The organism is Lelliottia nimipressuralis (assembly GCF_041464075.1).
Classification (GTDB): domain Bacteria; phylum Pseudomonadota; class Gammaproteobacteria; order Enterobacterales; family Enterobacteriaceae; genus Enterobacter; species Enterobacter nimipressuralis.
The window spans coordinates 628,177-642,095 of record NZ_CP167172.1; the positions used below are offsets into that span (position 1 = coordinate 628,177).

18 protein-coding genes and 3 tRNA genes are annotated in these 13,919 nt (G+C 53.2%); 6 read left to right on the plus strand and 15 right to left on the minus strand.

Annotated elements, in window-relative coordinates; translation table 11 throughout:
• Positions 1 to 48: 48 nt before the first annotated feature.
• The 8 genes from ACB496_RS02940 to ACB496_RS02975 form a co-directional block, all read right to left on the minus strand.
• Entirely contained in the window at positions 49 to 534 is a 486-nt protein-coding gene (locus ACB496_RS02940) for a DUF2501 domain-containing protein (RefSeq protein WP_371974308.1), read from the minus strand.
• Positions 535 to 617: 83 nt separating this feature from the next.
• The gene (gene dnaC / locus ACB496_RS02945; RefSeq protein ID WP_100777757.1) at positions 618 to 1,355 is read right to left on the minus strand and encodes a DNA replication protein DnaC; all 738 of its coding nucleotides are present in this window, start codon (positions 1,353 to 1,355) and stop codon (positions 618 to 620) included.
• A gap of 1 nt (position 1,356) precedes the next feature.
• Positions 1,357 to 1,896: a primosomal protein DnaT gene (dnaT, locus tag ACB496_RS02950; protein WP_100777756.1), complete on the minus strand. Its 540-nt coding sequence runs from the start codon at positions 1,894 to 1,896 to the stop codon at positions 1,357 to 1,359.
• 124 nt (positions 1,897 to 2,020) lie between these two features.
• Positions 2,021 to 2,449 carry an organic hydroperoxide resistance protein gene (locus ACB496_RS02955; RefSeq protein ID WP_100777755.1) on the minus strand — a complete coding sequence of 143 codons (429 nt, stop codon included), beginning with the start codon at positions 2,447 to 2,449 and terminating at the stop codon, positions 2,021 to 2,023.
• 84 nt (positions 2,450 to 2,533) lie between these two features.
• On the minus strand, positions 2,534 to 2,986 hold the full coding sequence (locus ACB496_RS02960) for a MarR family transcriptional regulator (RefSeq protein WP_312069877.1): 453 nt from the start codon (positions 2,984 to 2,986) through the stop codon (positions 2,534 to 2,536).
• A gap of 41 nt (positions 2,987 to 3,027) precedes the next feature.
• Positions 3,028 to 3,669 carry a TetR family transcriptional regulator gene (locus ACB496_RS02965; protein ID WP_107702312.1) on the minus strand — a complete coding sequence of 214 codons (642 nt, stop codon included), beginning with the start codon at positions 3,667 to 3,669 and terminating at the stop codon, positions 3,028 to 3,030.
• Positions 3,670 to 3,734: 65 nt separating this feature from the next.
• Positions 3,735 to 4,208, minus strand: coding sequence for a threonine/serine exporter (locus tag ACB496_RS02970; protein ID WP_100777752.1), 474 nt, complete (start codon positions 4,206 to 4,208; stop codon positions 3,735 to 3,737).
• The gene (locus ACB496_RS02975) at positions 4,199 to 4,975 is read right to left on the minus strand and encodes a threonine/serine exporter ThrE family protein (protein WP_100777751.1); all 777 of its coding nucleotides are present in this window, start codon (positions 4,973 to 4,975) and stop codon (positions 4,199 to 4,201) included. Before ACB496_RS02975 ends, ACB496_RS02970 begins: the two co-directional genes overlap by 10 nt.
• A gap of 400 nt (positions 4,976 to 5,375) precedes the next feature.
• Between ACB496_RS02975 and ACB496_RS02980 the strand changes: the two genes are divergently transcribed.
• Together ACB496_RS02980 and bglJ are read left to right on the plus strand one after the other, a co-directional pair.
• The gene (locus tag ACB496_RS02980; protein WP_100777750.1) at positions 5,376 to 6,098 is read left to right on the plus strand and encodes a response regulator transcription factor; all 723 of its coding nucleotides are present in this window, start codon (positions 5,376 to 5,378) and stop codon (positions 6,096 to 6,098) included.
• A gap of 11 nt (positions 6,099 to 6,109) precedes the next feature.
• Positions 6,110 to 6,733, plus strand: coding sequence for a DNA-binding transcriptional activator BglJ (gene bglJ, locus ACB496_RS02985; RefSeq protein ID WP_102104536.1), 624 nt, complete (start codon positions 6,110 to 6,112; stop codon positions 6,731 to 6,733).
• A 46-nt stretch (positions 6,734 to 6,779) separates the two neighbouring features.
• Here bglJ and ACB496_RS02990 read toward each other — a convergent pair whose 3' ends face one another.
• Complete coding sequence (locus ACB496_RS02990; RefSeq protein ID WP_100777748.1) at positions 6,780 to 7,238, minus strand: YbaK/EbsC family protein; 459 nt, start codon at positions 7,236 to 7,238, stop codon at positions 6,780 to 6,782.
• Between the two features lie 328 nt (positions 7,239 to 7,566).
• Here ACB496_RS02990 and ACB496_RS02995 point away from each other — a divergent pair, with 328 nt between their 5' ends.
• Positions 7,567 to 8,910, plus strand: a complete 1,344-nt coding sequence (locus ACB496_RS02995; RefSeq protein ID WP_100777747.1) for a PTS sugar transporter subunit IIC — start codon at positions 7,567 to 7,569, stop codon at positions 8,908 to 8,910.
• 82 nt (positions 8,911 to 8,992) lie between these two features.
• On the opposite strand, the gene fhuF is transcribed toward ACB496_RS02995, so the two are convergent.
• The gene (fhuF, locus tag ACB496_RS03000; protein ID WP_371974309.1) at positions 8,993 to 9,781 is read right to left on the minus strand and encodes a siderophore-iron reductase FhuF; all 789 of its coding nucleotides are present in this window, start codon (positions 9,779 to 9,781) and stop codon (positions 8,993 to 8,995) included.
• Between the two features lie 98 nt (positions 9,782 to 9,879).
• A complete protein-coding gene (locus ACB496_RS03005) occupies positions 9,880 to 10,944 on the minus strand; it encodes a GGDEF domain-containing protein (protein WP_102104538.1) in 1,065 nt (354 codons plus the stop codon).
• 216 nt (positions 10,945 to 11,160) lie between these two features.
• Here ACB496_RS03005 and ACB496_RS03010 point away from each other — a divergent pair, with 216 nt between their 5' ends.
• Positions 11,161 to 11,430, plus strand: coding sequence for a DUF1435 domain-containing protein (locus ACB496_RS03010; RefSeq protein ID WP_100780767.1), 270 nt, complete (start codon positions 11,161 to 11,163; stop codon positions 11,428 to 11,430).
• Positions 11,431 to 11,472: 42 nt separating this feature from the next.
• Here ACB496_RS03010 and ACB496_RS03015 read toward each other — a convergent pair.
• From ACB496_RS03015 to rsmC, 4 genes are all read right to left on the minus strand, one after another.
• Positions 11,473 to 11,559: transfer RNA gene (locus tag ACB496_RS03015), tRNA-Leu, on the minus strand.
• 33 nt (positions 11,560 to 11,592) lie between these two features.
• Positions 11,593 to 11,679: transfer RNA gene (locus tag ACB496_RS03020), tRNA-Leu, on the minus strand.
• Between the two features lie 29 nt (positions 11,680 to 11,708).
• Positions 11,709 to 11,795, minus strand: a tRNA-Leu gene (locus tag ACB496_RS03025).
• 156 nt (positions 11,796 to 11,951) lie between these two features.
• Positions 11,952 to 12,980 carry a 16S rRNA (guanine(1207)-N(2))-methyltransferase RsmC gene (gene rsmC / locus ACB496_RS03030; protein ID WP_100777744.1) on the minus strand — a complete coding sequence of 343 codons (1,029 nt, stop codon included), beginning with the start codon at positions 12,978 to 12,980 and terminating at the stop codon, positions 11,952 to 11,954.
• A gap of 102 nt (positions 12,981 to 13,082) precedes the next feature.
• Between rsmC and ACB496_RS03035 the strand changes: the two genes are divergently transcribed.
• Positions 13,083 to 13,496 carry a DNA polymerase III subunit psi gene (locus ACB496_RS03035; protein WP_100777743.1) on the plus strand — a complete coding sequence of 138 codons (414 nt, stop codon included), beginning with the start codon at positions 13,083 to 13,085 and terminating at the stop codon, positions 13,494 to 13,496.
• Positions 13,465 to 13,908, plus strand: coding sequence for a ribosomal protein S18-alanine N-acetyltransferase (gene rimI / locus ACB496_RS03040; RefSeq protein WP_314521896.1), 444 nt, complete (start codon positions 13,465 to 13,467; stop codon positions 13,906 to 13,908). Before ACB496_RS03035 ends, rimI begins: the two co-directional genes overlap by 32 nt.
• Positions 13,909 to 13,919 lie beyond the last annotated feature (11 nt).

A 13,919-nucleotide genomic window follows, 5' to 3' on the forward strand; every position in this document is an offset into this window, starting at 1 on the left:
CAGAGTAACGGAACAATCGCGGCGTGTTGTGGCAGAAAATGGGATGGATCAGGAGAGGAAATTAACGCCTTGTTTCAGCACCAGATCGCAGGCTTTGGTCTTCACCTGTTTCGCCAGCGCGGAGTCACCGAGGGTGCTCAGGTTCAGCTGTTGGCCGTCTTTGGCATTCAGCAGACCCTGGATCCCATCCATATAGTTGGTGTCCTGCTTCTGCTCTTGCGTATCCAGCCCAAGTTTATCTAATACCTGGTTTTTGATGTTCTGCGTGTCAGTGACTGACGCCAGCTTCTGCTTGGCGCAGTAGCCCAGAATACCGGCCGCGTTGTTCATGGTGCCAGCGCTCAGACTCTGATTGCTGCCGCCCAGCAGGCTGGTGAGGGACGAAGCAGACAGGCCGCCGCTCTGTGTGCTACCGCTGCTTTTGCTCAACTCGTTCGCTGCGCTGGAGAGTGACTCCTGCCAGGAGGCCGCGTGGGCGGCGCCGGTGAGCAGAACGACGCTAAATGCTGTGCCGAGAAGAAGATTTTTTTTCATAAAATGCACTCTAAAAGGCCCTGATCGGGCTGGAAGTGGCTTCAGTATATACCTGTGAAAGGCGCGCCATTCCTGGAAATATCCTAATACTCTTTGCCGGTAACGCGATCGCGGTAGCTATCCCAGGTGAAGTTCACCCATAAGCTGTTGCCAAGACGCATGCGGTCCATGACGCGCTCACCCAGCAGCTTGGTCATCTCTTCCGCTTTATGGTTGGTGAGCATGCCGGTCGGGCGCTTCGACGAGGAGCGACGGTCAACGATCTGATTGATGATCACTTTTTCGTAGCGGGATTCAGTCTGGACGCCGATTTCGTCAATGACCAGCAGATCGACGTTGCTCAGATCGTTCAGCAGCTGCTCTTCCGTGGTTTCACGGTTGCTGAAGGTGTCTTTCATCGCCGACATGATGTCTGCGACGGTAATGATCAGAACCGATTTTCCGCGCAGCAACAGCTCATTACAGATGGCCGCCGCAAGGTGGTTTTTGCCGGTGCCCGGTTTGCCGCTGAAGATAAAGCTGGCGATGCTGCCGTCGAACTCTTCGACATACTGGCGTGCTTTTGCGAGGGCCATCATCTGACCGTCGTTTTCCACGCGATAGTTATCGAAGGAACAATTCTGATGCAGGGGACGAATGCCGGAGCGGTTGAAGGTACGCTGCATTTTCATGGCGCGGTTTTCCCGCGTCAGGGCTTCGGAGCGCATCTTTCCCTGCTCTTTTTGCCAGGCCAGCAACTCTTCACCCGAGGTGAAGGCCGGCTTCACGTTGGCAGGCATCATTTTTTGCAGACGTTTCATCAGGTCGCCGACGTTTTTCATATCATCCTCTGAATCCTGGTGGGATCTGATTATCGGGTTCGGAAATGGTGTTGATATCGCGCTTAGGCTGGCCGCCGTTGCTGGCGCGGTTGATCTGAATACTGCGCGCGAGCTTCTGCTGCCACTGCACGTGGTGGAACACTTTGCCTTCGGCCTGCCAGTACGCGACAAACGCCGCCAGCTCTTCCGGCGTGGCGGTCTGCGTCAGGGCGATACCCCACAGGGCGGCCTGGCGCTGGAAATCCGCATCCGGCTGCCAGCCAGAGTACATCGCAAATTTGCCCATCGGGACGGCAACCGGCGCGCTGGTCGGTTCTTCAAAGAATTGCGTATCTAACGCGACGTCACTGACCGGGCGCGACAGACGCGCTTCAATATCCAAAAGCTGTGCCAGGCGTTCAGGCGTGATGGCGTAAAACGCGGGCGCGTTGTCGGCAAACACGGCGAGAGTACCGCCATCGGCTTTGGTTAAGATGCCACGGGGATCGCGCACAAAGGCATCGATTCCGGCGACGCTGGTGGTCAGAAGTCTGGATGACATAACACTTTCTCTACTGGGATACGACGTCGTGATATGGGGTCATAGTAGCACAGAGAGAAGGGGGGACGGAGGGGGATTTCCCCGGTGGCACTGCGCGCACCGGGGCTGCATACGACGGGGCTTATCAGGCGATGATATTCAGCGTCACATCAATATTGCCGCGGGTTGCGTTAGAGTACGGGCAAACGATATGCGCCGCGTCGACCAGCTTTTTGGCTTCGGCTTCGTCCATACCTGGCACGTGGATATTCAGTTTGGCTTCGATACCAAAACCGGTTGGCAGTGGACCAATGCCAACTTCGCCTTCGATAAACGCATCTTTCGGCAGCGCGATTTTGTCACGGGCAGAGACAAATTTCATCGCGCCCAGGAAGCAGGCAGAGTAGCCCGCCGCAAACAGCTGCTCTGGGTTGGTGACTTCGCCGCCCATACCGCCCATCTCTTTCGGTACGCCCAGTTTGACATCCAGAACGCCATCGGAAGAGGTCGCACGGCCATCACGGCCTCCGGTGGCTTTGGCTTTGGCGGTATAAACAACTTTTTCTAAAGACATGGCAGGTTCCTCATCTTACGGTTATGTGCGCTATTAAATAGTGCGCGATATATATGGGTAAACAAAATCTTATTAACTATAGCCTCAGGCGCGATGAAGCTGCTGGCGCAGTTGCTCAAGCTGCTGCTTGAGAGCGAGCATGGAATCCGCATCGCATTGTGCGGCACAGCCCACGGCCTGGGGAATACTTTTCGCCTGCTGCTGGAGGGCGCGGCCTTTATCACTTAAGGTGACGGCGACCTGGCGTTCGTCCTGGCGCGAGCGCTGACGGACAAGCAGACCAGCGCTTTCCAGACGCTTCAGCAGCGGGGTGAGGGTGGCGGAATCCAGGAACAGACGTTCGCCAATCTCTGACACCGTAATGTCATCCTGCTCCCACAAAATCAGCATCACCAGATACTGTGGGTAGGTCAGGTTAAGCGGTGCCAGCAGTTGCCGGTACAGCTTATTGAGCGCCAGATTTGCCGAGTAGAGGGCAAAACAGAGCTGGTTATCCAGCATCAGCGCAGCGGTGGTGTCGTTCGTTTTCGCGTTCATGAAATAAATATAGATAGTGCGCGATTTAATTGCAAGCGATTTTATGGGCAGGTATAGCGAAGGGCCACCTGAACGGCCATTTTGCGATAGTGCTGGCGCTGGGCCTGCTCATCGGCGCCGTCTTCAAACAGCAGCGTGAAGGTATAGCTGTTGGCGACGTAATGAAAACTGAAGCTGCTGATCAAACGGTGCAGGTCGCGCGCATCAACGGTCTGATTAAACAGCTGCTTCTCTTTGCCACGCTGCAGGATCGCTTCCAGCAGTTCGAGCGCGCTGCGATTAACCTGACGCAGATAGCTGGACTGCTGCATAAAGCGGCCACGCTGCATGTTCTCCATGCAGATAATGCGAATGTAATCCGGGTGATCGGCGTGGTAATCAAAGGTCGCTTCCACCAGATGGACCAGCGCTTCAACGGGCGGCAGTCCTGACAGGCTGAGCTGTTTTTCGCTGGCGCGGATCTCGGTGTAAACGTACTCCAGCGCCTGAAGATAGAGGTTCTCTTTGTTTTTATAGTGATAAACCACCATGCGTTTGGTGGTGCCGGCTTTTTCGGCAATCTGCTCCATTCGCGCGCCGTTCAGACCGTATTCGGCAAACAGGGTAATCGCGCTCTGAAAAATTTTGTCCTTCAGGCTGGAATCATCATGGTGGTCGGGGAATTCGCTGCCAGGGTTAGCCACTTCCACTCCTTACATCGCCAAACAGAATGCAGGGATTATCGCCATGGCAGAGGGAGAACACAAATTCAAACGCGTGGGCGCTTTCTGTAGAGCCACAAACCGGGAATCGACAGACCGATGGAGAGCGCGCCGACGATGGACGAGGCTTTGAGGAAATTGCTCAACAGCAGGATCATTTGCGGCTCGCTGTAGCCGAAGTGGCTGATCTTCACCGCCGAGATCATTGCTGTGTAGGCAGATATGCCGGGGAACATCGGGATTACCGCCGCCACGGTGAACACTTTCGGGTGCGCCAGATACCAGCGCGACCACTGAATGCCGATACAGCCGACCAGCATCGAGGCCATAAACGTTGACCATTCGATGTTAAACCCGGCGGTCATCATCACCATTCGCGAACCATGACCGATAGCACCTAACAGGGCGCACCAGGGCAGGGCGCGCTGCGGCACGTTAAAGACCATCGCAAAGCCCACGGCAGGAATGGCAGCCAACGCCATGTCTTGTGCCAGAGCGAATAAAAAGTCGATTATGCCCATCCGCGCAGCCCCCAGAGTGTCATGGCCATGACCACGCCGATGCAGGTCGCGAGGGTTAACAGGCTCGCAATCGCCCAGCGTGCCAGACCCGTATTGATGTGCCCTTTAAACATATCAGCGACGGCGTTGATCAGCGGAAAACCCGGTACCAGCAGCAGGACGCTGGCCGCCATGGCGACGCTCGGTGTGCTGACAAACACAGGCAGGCGCAGCAGCAGACCGGAGACGGTTGTTGCGACAAACGCGGTGAGACAAAAGTTAATCTGCGGATGCATATGGCGCTGCGTCAGGAGCTGGCGCACGTACATGGCGATGGCGCTGGCGAAAAAGGTCACCACCGCGCCGTCCCATCCGCCGTTATTCAGTTTGCAGAAGCAGGCGCAGGACAGCCCCACCATCAGCACCACTAACCAGCGCGGATAGCGCAGCGGCTTAATCTGGTTGAACCGTTTTTCAACGCCGGGCAAGTCCAGAAGCTTGTGTTCAGCCATGATGACGATGTGCTGCACTTCGGTGACCACGTGCATATTGATGCCGCGATCCTGGTTTTTGCGCGTTGACGTCAGACACTGGCCCTCTTTTATGGTGGTCAGCACGATGGCGTTAGATGAGATAGAGCTTTCTACGCTGTCCATCCCCAGCGCCAGACCCAGGCGGGTCGACAGCTCTTCGACCAATGCGCTCTCTGCGCCGTGTTGTAATAAGAAAAGACCGCACTGTATGCATAGTCGCGTGGCGGCGCGTTGTGACGACTGATCTGCCTGCATTGGTTGCCCTGAAAATGAGAACTGCCAGAGTGTCTGGAATGTTTACTTTTAGCACAAACGGCAGCCTGTCTGGCTCTGGGTCAGATCAACATTTGTGCAATCAGTGACAGGATGCAACGGCAGGCGCAGAGCGGACTGGGGTGTTTGTTATTTATTTCGTGAATACTAATTGATGATATATATAATTTATTAATTTAGTTTGATGCGTTTAATATTTTGTGCAAGGACTATTATGTTATTCTGATTTTTGTATTATATTATCCTCGGATTTAACAATGTCAGGATTATATTTGTTATCGTTAATATAACCTGTACTAATAACTTAGGGTCAGGATAATGCCCATGTCTGAGCCGTGATTTTAATATCATTAATTAGATGAAGAAAGGATTCGGAGAATCTATGTCACCAGTGAAGGGAAAATCAGTAATCGTTATCAGTAAAATCCCGGTGATGCAAACCGGTCTGGGCGGCATCATGGCCAGCCATTTTCCAGAATATGACGTGTCTTTTTGCCGCACACATGACGATCTGACTTTACAGAATTTAAATCGTGCATCTGTCGTGGTTGCTGATATTTCAGGTGATTACGTCAACCCTCGCGGCGCGCTTGAACACTATTATCTGTTATTAAGTCAATACCGGGATATCCACTGGATTTTTCTGGTCTCACGTCCTCTTTACCCTCTCGCTGTTGAGTTGCTCATACGCCCCGAAAGCACACTGCTTTCGGATATGGAACCTATCGAAGGCGTCATCAACGCGATCCGCGCGGGGAGCGAGTATTCTGATCGGATAAGTCAGACGCTGTTATCACCTGAGCCGCGAGTTGATGATAATGAGTATAAAGTCCCTGTAATACTGACCCTCTCAGAACGTAAAGTATTACGTCTGCTTGGAAAAGGCTGGGGAATAAACCAAATCGCCACGTTACTGAAAAAAAGCAATAAAACCGTCAGTGCGCAAAAAAATAGTGCGATGCGTCGTTTATCTCTGCACGGAAATGCAGAAATGTACGCATGGATCAATAGTACACAGGGAATGAGAGAGCTGAACTTAATCTCAGCCTATGGAGAGCAAAAGGAATGGAAACAAATGCCTCAGGAAGAGATATTGCTGTCATAGACCAATGCACGATGAGTGCCGTGGGGCTTGAACATCTCTTTGCCATCGCGCCATTTAGCGAATATCGCCTTCATCTGTTTAAAAACTTTAGCAGTTTCAAGGCCGCGCTTTCACAGACTCCTTTTTTCTCGGTGATCTATTCGCTTTCAGATGTGCGAGAAGAACGAAGAAATTGTCTGGTGTCACTGCGAGAACTGGCCCTAACCCACAGTGGTATACAGCGCATTATTCTGGCGGCAGACGACGTTGAGGCAAGATTGATCGGTCAACTGACGCCTTCCCGTCTTCACGGAATAATCAGTAAGTCGGCCTCACTGGCTGAGCTGCAAAAACTGCTGATCATTCTGTTAAGCGAAACCGAGCGAGTCAATAACAACGCCTTTGCCCACTGGCAAGGAAGCTTGTCCAGAATGTTAAGCCCAATGGAGCGGGCGATTATGCGCCATCTTTCGGCGGGCCTTTCCATTCCCGAAATTGCGGAGCAGCTTAAACGCAATATCAAAACCGTTCGCGCGCATAAATATAATGTGATGGTGAAGCTGGGGGTGAGTTCCGATGTGGGGCTGCTGCATGCGGCAGATATTCTGGGGCAGTTGCCCATACGTGAGCTGAAACTGACTGTTAAGGCGGCGTAGTGCTTTTCATTGTGCATCATTGCGCCAGAGGAACCTGGCGCAGCGATCAGATGCAGACATCAATCCATTTAGCCGAAGTAAGCTCAGCCATTCGCTCAGGCGCGATACGCACTGCGCTGTGAATTGACCCGGCCGCAGGAAGCACTTCCTCATATTGTTTAAGGGAAACGTCGCAGTAAACGGCCAGCGGAGTCTCCAGGCCAAAGGGGCAAACTCCACCAACGGGATGCCCGGTTAGCGTCACCACTTCATCACTGCACAGCATTCGCGCTTTCGCGCCAAATGCATTTTTCAGTTTTTTGTTATCCAGGCGTGCATCGCCTTTTGCGACCACCAGAATCACCTCGTTTTTAACCTTCAGTGATAAGGTTTTCGCTATCTGTCCCGGCTCGACATGATGGGCGGCTGCGGCCAGTGCAACCGTTGCGGTGCTTTGGCTAAGCTCGATGACATCAATATCCGGGGCATTGTCAGCAAAAAATTGCCGTACGGACTGCAAACTCATTGTTATCTCCTGACAAATATCCTGCGTAATCTGTCATAAGAAATTATGCTCTGTAAATATCTCTTAGGTAACAAATATTCTGTTCACTCGTTTTCTGGATCGCCTTCACATTCACGGAAACCGGTTACAGTAACCGGTTGCAGAGTGTGATGGAGAGATTAATACTGACGATGTAACTTCCCCTGTATCCAATAATAAGAGTCGAATATGAAACCAATTTGTCCGAGCGGTACCGCTGGTACACGAACCAGCAAGGTGGTGACAATGATGTATGGATCACCGTGTGGCGCGTCTGCGTCCAAACTGAACGTCTGACAGGAGCCTCACTATGTCTGCCAACCATGCTGCGTTTAATCTTATTTTCCGGTTCGTTGAAAACTATGTCAGCCCCGTCGCCGGGCGTATCTCCTCCCAGCGCCACGTGATGGCGATTCGTGACGGATTTATTTCCGCGATGCCCTTTATGATTGTCGGCTCCTTCTTGCTGGTGTTTGCTTACCCGCCTTTCTCACCGGACACCACATGGGGCTTTGCCCGTGCGTGGCTGGATATGGCGAAACAGTTCGAAGGGCAGATCCTGACTCCGTTCGATATGACCATGGGAATCATGTCGATCTACATCTGTGCGGCTATCGCCTACAACCTGGGTAAGCACTATGTTAAGTCGCATCAGCTCGACCCGTTCATGTGCGCGATGCTGTCGCTGATGGCATTTTTACTGGTTGCTGCACCGAAAACCAAAGGGGCGATGCCGGTCGATAGCCTGGGCGGGACCGGGATCTTTACTGCGATTCTGGTGGCCGTGTACTGCGTGGAAATGATGCGTTTCCTGAAGGCACACAATATTGGCATTCGTCTGCCGGACCAGGTGCCACCGATGATCAAAAACTCATTTGATCTGCTGATCCCGGTGCTGGTCGTGGTACTTACGCTTTATCCCCTGAGCCTGTTTATTCAGTCTCAGTTCGACATGCTGATCCCTCAGGCGATTATGTCGATCTTTAAACCGCTGGTGTCGGCGGCGGATTCTCTGCCTGCAATTCTGCTGGCTGTGTTAATTGGTCACCTGCTGTGGTTTGCCGGGATCCACGGCGCTGCGATTGTGTCAGGCATGCTGCAGATGTTCTGGCTGACCAACCTGGGCATGAACCAGACCGCGCTGGCTCAGGGTGCGCCACTGCCGCATATCTTTATGGAAGCCTTCTGGACCTTCTTTATCGTCATCGGTGGCTCGGGCGCCACGATGGGGCTGGTGATCTGCTATCTGCGCAGCCGTTCCGCACACCTGCGCTCCATTGGCCGTTTAAGCGTTGTACCAAGCTTCTTTAACATTAACGAACCGGTGATTTTCGGTACGCCAATCGTGATGAACCCTGTGTTCTTCATTCCATTCCTGCTGGCACCGATGGTGAACGCGGTGCTCGCATGGGCCGCCATGAAGCTGGATCTGATTGGACGTGTGATTTCTGTGGTGCCATGGACCGCTCCGGCCCCGGTGGGTGCTGCGTGGGCTTTGGGCTGGGACTTCCGTGCGGCGGTGCTGGTCATCCTGCTGGCGCTGGTCTCTGCCATCATCTACTACCCGTTCTTTAAAGTGTACGAGAAGCAGTTGCTGGAGCAGGAAGCCGAAGAAGCACAGCGTGCTGAAGAGGATAGCCAGCAGGTGGCTTAATCAAAAAGCAAAACGGCAACTCCGGTTGCCGTTTTTGTATTTGCATTTTCCCCTCGCTGAAAGAGGGCAGCCTGTATAGGTATTATTTCAGCGTACAATCACCACACTGCTGAACATCCGGCAGGCGATAGCGCTGGCAGCAGGTCCGACGAACCAGTAATCCGTCACGCGGCACCACGGTGCGGAATAACGGATTATCCTGGCCATCTGAAAGCTGTTTGGCAAAAAAACAGGACTGACGCAGCGCCTCGACGGTCTCATCGCCCAGCACCGCTTTCATCTCTGTCAGATACCAGTGAATGAGATACCCGGTATTACTCCAGATAAGCTTCCCGTTGATATCGCCAGTCTCTTCCAGCGCATTTACCACTGGAATGAGCGCCTGTTTCACTAACGTTTCCATACGCTCCTGCGCGGACAGCATCGTCGTATTCCGATCCTCATGGACGTCAATCCAGAAGCAGGCGGCGCGGCCGGTTTCATGAAACTCGACGAAGAAATGCTCTGGGGAAAGGTCCAGCGCGGCGTCCTGCGTTAACAGGGCTATCATCAGCGGAGGCACCATCAGCCCGATGTACCATTGCGCCCACAGGGAGAGTAACGGTTTATTTTCTCGCGCAAGATTAGGCTGGTTTCGATAGATATGATCGGAGTAGACCGCGAGCAAAGAGTGCATCTCTGCCGGGCGACACCACTGCGCCAGCGTCATGGCCTGGTGCGGATGGGGTTCATCCAGCTTGATGAAATCGAGCAGGTAAGCGCGATGCTCGGCGATGGTTTCCCGTACGGAATCCGCAAGCGTTGAACGCCCGGCGCCAGGAGGGGCTAGCCAGATGACAGGATCAACGATTTGTGCGGAACGAGTAGCCATAGGAGAATAGGATACAAATCTAAATGATAATGATTGCCAATCCTAGCTATAGAGCAAACCGATCGCAAGCCTTTTGTCGGTAAAGCGGGAGGTGGGGCTTATCCTGCCTGGAGTTCAGGGCTTAAGAGGATGTTGTTGCGGCCCATGTGCTTGGCTTCGTAGAGCGCTTTATCCGCTTTTTCGAGCGCCGCTTCGATATCCTCTGACTCATAAATCGCAATGCCAATACTGATGGTGACGTTGGTCGCCACGCTCTCATTAAACATATGCGGGATCTTCAGGTCGTAGACCTTCTGGCGAATACGTTCGGCGGTCTGGCGCGCCTGATCGAGCGTGACGCTGGTCAGCAGCACCATAAACTCTTCCCCGCCAAAACGGGCGACGATATCGCGTGAGCGCACGGCGTCACGGATTGCAGCCGAAACCCGAATCAGCGCCTGATCGCCCATCATATGGCCGTAGTGGTCGTTATAGGCTTTGAAATGATCGATATCCAGCAGCAGAACGAAATGCTCTCCCTGCTCAAGCGTAGGCAGATTCTCCAGGCGGCTTTGCAGGCCACGGCGGTTATACAGGCCGGTCAGCGGATCCATCATGCTCAGATCGTTAAGCGTTTCCCGCTCCTCAAGCAGTCGGTACAGCAAGTCCTGAGCAAAACGGTCGTTACGTCTTTGAATTACGTGATGGATTGCAATCCCAATCATCGGCAGCGCGAGGGAGTAAACGATGCGTGGCCAGTACTCGGGAGGGCAAAACCACAGACAGACCAGAAATGTCGGCAGCGAGTGGATAGTAAACGCTTTGATATCACTGGCAAACGCCAGCGAGCCGATAAACAGGACGCTTAACAGGGCCAGCAGCAGGAAGGTATAAGGATCCTGCGTGACCAGCATAAACTTCCAGGCGATGTGCCAGGCCCAAATTCCACCAAAGATGAATGAAATCAGCGGAATATTGATCTGCCGGGTTTTATTCTTCCAGTGCCAGACCAGCAGCGACAGGCTGAGCGTGAAAATAAGCGCGACAGGCAGGGTCAGCGTATGCACGCTGTACAAGGGATTGAACACAGTAAAAAGTGCTGACACGGCGTTCAGGAATAAAAATAAACGTAAAGATAACTGATATTTCTTGTGACGTAATGAACGCCAGGATTGTGCTGTCATGTCGGTATGTTTTTAGTAATTCTGAATTAAATCAAACTAATGGCTGCCGATGTGAATGAAATACTGCGCAATAATCAGGGACTAAAATATCAGAAATTTATTATAAATAGTTAACAGGTGTGCAATTTATCACCTTACTCATTTCCTGTCATTACGGGAAAGGTAAAGGTTGCCGGATTGTATCGGCCAGTGCTGACAAATGAGAAAACCTATCATATGATATTGGTTATCATTATCGCATTGAGAGAGAAAAACATGTTGAGCAAGGCGCTGGGAAGTGGATGGGGTGTGTTGCTGCCGGGGATCGTCATCGCTGGGCTGACATTTGCCGATCTCTCATTGGACGTCTGGAAAGCGATTATCGTGTCGGGTCTGCTGGTGACATCAGGAATGATTTGGCATAAGCAGTTGCGTCATTTCGTTCTGCTGCCGTCTTGCGTCGCGCTGATCAGTGGAATGCTGGTAATAATGATGAGTTTGAAATAAAGGGAAATGACAGGGAGTTAATCAGGGAGGAGATAAGATAAGTGGTGCGAAGAGGGGGACTTGAACCCCCACGTCCGTAAGAACACTAACACCTGAAGCTAGCGCGTCTACCAATTCCGCCACCTTCGCACTGTTATCTTATTCTTTTTGATATTGCCTCGTTGGTGCGAGGGGGGGGACTTGAACCCCCACGTCCGTTAAGACACTAACACCTGAAGCTAGCGCGTCTACCAATTCCGCCACCGTCGCCCGGTGAGAACAATATCAAACATGGTTTGTGGTGCGAGGGGAGGGACTTGAACCCTCACGTCCGTAAAGACACTAACACCTGAAGCTAGCGCGTCTACCAATTCCGCCACCGTCGCATACCATCAATACTTAAAAAGTATCGCAACCACGGAGGCGCATTCTAGATGTTTTCAGCTTTCCGTCAACAGATAATTGCCCAGGATGTTTTGATTGCTGCAAAAATCGGCATTTGTATAGCCCGGAGCGCGATGCGCAGCCGGGCTGGCGGCAAATTACTTCTTCGCCTGACGTGTCATAACCGTACGGTAAACTTTAAAGCGACCGGTCTGCGCCAGCACTTCATGGAAGCCGAAAATCTCATCCAGAAGGTTAGGATAAGGCAGGAAGGCGTTGGCCACGATGCGCAGCTCACCGCCGCTGTTGAGGTGACGTACCGCACCGCGAATCAGCGTTTGTGCCGCTTCAAGGCTGGTTTCCATGCCGTCGTGGAATGGCGGGTTGGAGATAATCATATCGAAACGCCCTGTCACCTCTGAGAACACGTTGCTGGCGAAAACGTCGCCTTCGAGTTCATTGGCGGCAAGGGTGGCACGGCTGGCTTCGACGGCCGGCGCGCTCACGTCGCACAGGGTAAGACGCACTTTTGGGGAGTGGGTGGCGAGCACGGCAGACAACACGCCTGCGCCACAGCCAACATCCAGCACTTTGCCTTTGGTGTGCGGCGTAAAGGTGGAGAGCAGCAGCTGGCTGCCCACGTCCAGACCGTCGCGGCTAAAGACGCCCGGCAGCGTTTTGATTGTCAGCCCTTCGAGCTGATATTCGCCCCAGGCTTTTTCGGCATCAAACTCAGGCTGTTTTTCCAGACGACCGTGGTACAAACCGCAGCGACGCGCGCTGTCGATTTTGTTCAGCGTCGCGTATTCCGCCAGCATCTGCTCGGCGCTACGCACGCCGCTGCGGTTCTCGCCAACGACGAAAATGTCGCTGCCAACCGGCAGCATGGAGAGCAGGTTCATCAGCTGGAACTGCGCTTCAGGTTTGTTCTTTGGCCAGTAGTAGATCAGCGTATCGCAGTCGGCGATATCGCTTTGCTCCGCCACCAGGCTGAAGCGCACGCGATCTTCCATCTGACGGCTTAACACCTGCCAGTGATGGAATTGCTGGGTATGGGCGCGGCTTTCGGCGCATTCGAAACGGGCAGGCAGATCGTCCTGCATATCTCCGGCAAACAGAATACGGCTTTCTTCGAAATCATCACTGTGACGCAGCAAGACTTCACTTGCCGGGGTAAATGCAGACATGAATTGTTCCTCAATAAACTCAGCCGGGGATTATAGTAGTTTGTTGGCGGATATACGACGAATTTGCTATATTTGCGCGCCTGACAGACAGGAGTTTTCCCTATGACATCCCGACGTGACTGGCAGTTACAGCAACTGGGCATCACCCAGTGGTCTCTGCGTCGCCCGACGGCGTTGCAGGGTGAAATCGCTATCTCCATTCCGGCACACGTTCGTCTGGTCATGGTGGCTGAAGAGCTGCCCTCGCTCACTGAGACGCTGGTCAGCGACGTTCTGCGTACGCTGAAAGTGAGCGCCGATCAGGTGTTACAGCTGACGCCCGAGCGCGTGGCGATGCTTCCGCCGGAGAGCCGCTGCAACAGCTGGCGGCTTGGCGTTGCGGATGAGACTCCCCTTGAGGGCGGTCAGCTGCTTACGCCGCCACTGGAAGAATTGAAAGCAAACCCAAAGGCGCGAAGCGCGCTATGGCAACAAATCTGTGAATATGAACACGATTTCTTCCCTCACGACGTCTGATCTGGCATCAGCGTTCGCGATCGAGACGCGCGCCCATGCCTTTCCGTGGAGCGAAAAAACATTCGCCAGCAATCAGGGCGAGCGCTATCTGAATTTCCATCTGGATGTCGATGGCGAAATGGCGGCATTTGCTATTACGCAGGTCGTGCTGGATGAAGCGACGCTGTTTAATATTGCCGTCGATCCTGCATACCAGCGCCGTGGCCTGGCCCGGGAACTGCTGGAATATGTAATACGCGAGCTGGAGACACGTGATGTCTTCACGCTGTGGCTGGAGGTTCGCGCCTCCAATGCGGCCGCTATCGCACTCTACGAAAGCTTAGGCTTTAACGAGGCGACGATTCGCCGTAATTATTACCCGACTGCCGAGGGACGCGAAGACGCCATCATCATGGCGCTGCCGCTTGGATAACAAATAAGGTT

Excerpts from the sequence above, each read along its gene's own strand:
- ACB496_RS02940 (WP_371974308.1), bottom strand. The coding sequence starts at position 534 with ATGAAAAAAAATCTTCTTCTCGGCACAGCATTTAGCGTCGTTCTGCTC.
- dnaC (WP_100777757.1), bottom strand. The coding sequence starts at position 1,355 with ATGAAAAACGTCGGCGACCTGATGAAACGTCTGCAAAAAATGATGCCT.
- dnaT (WP_100777756.1), bottom strand. The coding sequence starts at position 1,896 with ATGTCATCCAGACTTCTGACCACCAGCGTCGCCGGAATCGATGCCTTT.
- ACB496_RS02955 (WP_100777755.1), bottom strand. The coding sequence starts at position 2,449 with ATGTCTTTAGAAAAAGTTGTTTATACCGCCAAAGCCAAAGCCACCGGA.
- ACB496_RS02960 (WP_312069877.1), bottom strand. The coding sequence starts at position 2,986 with ATGAACGCGAAAACGAACGACACCACCGCTGCGCTGATGCTGGATAAC.
- ACB496_RS02970 (WP_100777752.1), bottom strand. The coding sequence starts at position 4,208 with ATGGGCATAATCGACTTTTTATTCGCTCTGGCACAAGACATGGCGTTG.
- ACB496_RS02975 (WP_100777751.1), bottom strand. The coding sequence starts at position 4,975 with ATGCAGGCAGATCAGTCGTCACAACGCGCCGCCACGCGACTATGCATA.
- ACB496_RS02980 (WP_100777750.1), top strand. The coding sequence starts at position 5,376 with ATGTCACCAGTGAAGGGAAAATCAGTAATCGTTATCAGTAAAATCCCG.
- bglJ (WP_102104536.1), top strand. The coding sequence starts at position 6,110 with ATGAGTGCCGTGGGGCTTGAACATCTCTTTGCCATCGCGCCATTTAGC.
- ACB496_RS02990 (WP_100777748.1), bottom strand. The coding sequence starts at position 7,238 with ATGAGTTTGCAGTCCGTACGGCAATTTTTTGCTGACAATGCCCCGGAT.
- ACB496_RS02995 (WP_100777747.1), top strand. The coding sequence starts at position 7,567 with ATGTCTGCCAACCATGCTGCGTTTAATCTTATTTTCCGGTTCGTTGAA.
- fhuF (WP_371974309.1), bottom strand. The coding sequence starts at position 9,781 with ATGGCTACTCGTTCCGCACAAATCGTTGATCCTGTCATCTGGCTAGCC.
- ACB496_RS03005 (WP_102104538.1), bottom strand. The coding sequence starts at position 10,944 with ATGACAGCACAATCCTGGCGTTCATTACGTCACAAGAAATATCAGTTA.
- ACB496_RS03010 (WP_100780767.1), top strand. The coding sequence starts at position 11,161 with ATGATATTGGTTATCATTATCGCATTGAGAGAGAAAAACATGTTGAGC.
- rsmC (WP_100777744.1), bottom strand. The coding sequence starts at position 12,980 with ATGTCTGCATTTACCCCGGCAAGTGAAGTCTTGCTGCGTCACAGTGAT.
- ACB496_RS03035 (WP_100777743.1), top strand. The coding sequence starts at position 13,083 with ATGACATCCCGACGTGACTGGCAGTTACAGCAACTGGGCATCACCCAG.
- rimI (WP_314521896.1), top strand. The coding sequence starts at position 13,465 with ATGAACACGATTTCTTCCCTCACGACGTCTGATCTGGCATCAGCGTTC.